Annotated in this window: 2 protein-coding genes and 1 pseudogene; 2 read left to right on the forward strand and 1 reads right to left on the reverse strand. The window is 61.5% G+C overall.

The window, feature by feature from the left end; all coding sequences use genetic code 11:
- On the reverse strand, nt 1-926 hold a 926-nt coding region (locus Q8Q83_RS08570; protein WP_305622863.1), incomplete at its 3' end, for an ATP-dependent DNA helicase RecQ.
- A 316-nt stretch (nt 927-1,242) separates the two neighbouring features.
- On the opposite strand from Q8Q83_RS08570, the gene Q8Q83_RS08575 reads away from it, so the two are divergent.
- Both Q8Q83_RS08575 and Q8Q83_RS08580 read left to right on the forward strand, forming a co-directional pair.
- Entirely contained in the window at nt 1,243-1,830 is a 588-nt protein-coding gene (locus tag Q8Q83_RS08575) for a YecA family protein (protein WP_305622865.1), read from the forward strand.
- Between the two features lie 161 nt (nt 1,831-1,991).
- Nucleotides 1,992-2,105 (forward strand): annotated as a pseudogene (locus Q8Q83_RS08580) (DUF454 domain-containing protein); the annotation flags it as partial.

Consider the following 2,105-nt stretch of genomic DNA (forward strand, 5'->3'; position numbering starts at 1 on the left):
AGGGATTTTGGCAGGTCGAGGTGGGCGACGAAACGCACGTTGGGCTTGTCGATGCCCATGCCGAAGGCGATGGTCGCCACCATGATCAGGCCTTCCTCGTTGAGAAAGCGCTTCTGGTGGTAGGCGCGCAGCTCATTGGCCAGGCCCGCGTGATACGGCAGCGCGGGAAAACCCTGCTCGGACAAGAAGGCGGCGACCTCTTCGACCTTCTTGCGCGACAGGCAATAGACGATGCCGGCATCGCCCTTGCGCGCAGCCAAGAAGCCCAGCAACTGCTTGCGCGGCTGCTCCTTGGGCACTATGCGGTAGAAGATATTCGGTCGGTCGAAGCTGGAGAGGAAGCGCTCGGCCTGCTGCAAATGCAGGCGCTGGACGATTTCCTCGCGGGTGCGCATGTCCGCCGTGGCGGTCAGGGCGATGCGCGGCACCTTGGGGAACAGCTCGGCCAGCTGGCCCAGCTGCAGGTATTCCGGGCGGAAATCATGCCCCCACTGCGACACGCAGTGCGCCTCGTCGATGGCGAACAGGGCGATCTGCAAACTCTGCAGAAAACTCAGCATACGCGGCTGCACCAGGCGCTCAGGCGCCAGGTAGAGCAGCTTGATCTCGCCGCGCTTGATCCGTTCGGCAATCTCGCGCTGTTCATCGGCGCTCAGGGTGGAGTTCAGCGCCACCGCCGCCACGCCCAGCTCATCCAGGGTGGCGACCTGATCGTCCATCAGCGCGATCAACGGCGAAACCACCACCGCCAAGCCCTCGCGGAGCAAGGCCGGGACCTGGAAACACAGGGACTTGCCGCCGCCGGTGGGCATCAGCACCAGGGCATCGCCACCAGCGCCCACGCGTTCGATAATCGCACCCTGACGGCCGCGAAAGCTGTCGTAGCCGAAAACGTCTTTAAGGATGCGTTGTGCGTGATCGAGCATTGCGGGTCTCCGAAGCGAGCGGCGCATTATACGCAAGTGCTCGCCGGGCAGGTTTTGCATCTGTAACCGCCAGGAGCCTGTCGGGCTTGACCGTTCGTAGCGAGGGAAAGTCCGGTTCGAGTCAGTTTTGTTGATCTTTCGAGGCGAATAGCGAGCTATATAACGAGAAAGAGCGGCAAAAATTACCGAATTCGGCTTTTCCGCAGTAGAACAGCGTTAAGCCCGACAGGCTCCCAGGTTTTACCGCAAGCTATGGCCGCTCAAACCGCGCTAGACTAGAATCCATCCTCGTTTACTCCTTCAAGGTAGCCCTACGATGTCCTTCGCCGAGCAACTCTCCCGCCTGCAAGCCTTCCTCGATGCCGATGAGCTGCATGAAGAGGCCCTGGACTACGTCGCCGCCCATGGCTACCTGACCGCCTTGTCGATCTGCCCGGACCAGGTGCCCGAGCGCGAATGGATCGATGCCCTGTTCTCCGAGCCGCCGCATTACCGCAGCGACGCCGAGCGCGAAGAAATCGAAGCGACCCTGGTGCAACTGCACAGCCATATCGCCCGCCAACTGGCCAGCGACGATGACCCGGAAATAGCGTGCGAGCTGGACCTCGGCATTGATCCGGACGATTCCGATCTGCGCGGCTGGTGCATCGGCTTTATGGAAGGGGTGTTCCTGCGCGAAGCGGCCTGGTTCGACGATGCCGAAGATGAAGTCAGCGAATTGCTCCTGCCGATCATGGTCGGTTCCGGCCTGTTCGACGAACAGCCTGAGTTCGCCGAAATCGCCCGCGATCGCGACCTGGTCGACAGCATGATCGAGCAGATCCCCGAGCTGCTGACCGCGCTGTTCCTGCTGTGCCATGCGCCGGAAGAGAAGCCGGCATTGCTTAAACCGCGCCAACACTAATCAGTGCCATTGAAAAACTACTGCGCTCGGCCATGCAGCGTTGAAGTCAGCTTCGGAATGCTCATGTACAACTCGTACACTCCGCTTCCTCGGCTGACTTCGCCTTGCCTAGCCTTCGCTCGCTACATTTTTCAACGGCCTGACAAGCCTGCGCCATAGCCATGGCGCGCACCCTCGAAGAACGGCGCAACCCCGCCGTGCGCTACGCCCTGCTGGCCATCGGCTGGCTGAGCGTGGTGCTGGGGGTCATCGGCATTTTCCTGCCGGTGTTGCCG

Origin of the sequence: Pseudomonas sp., from assembly GCF_030696055.1 — a bacterium.
Taxonomy (GTDB): domain Bacteria; phylum Pseudomonadota; class Gammaproteobacteria; order Pseudomonadales; family Pseudomonadaceae; genus Aquipseudomonas.

Coding starts and splice junctions, on each gene's coding strand:
- Q8Q83_RS08575 (WP_305622865.1), top strand. CDS start 1,243: ATGTCCTTCGCCGAGCAACTCTCCCGCCTGCAAGCCTTCCTCGATGCC.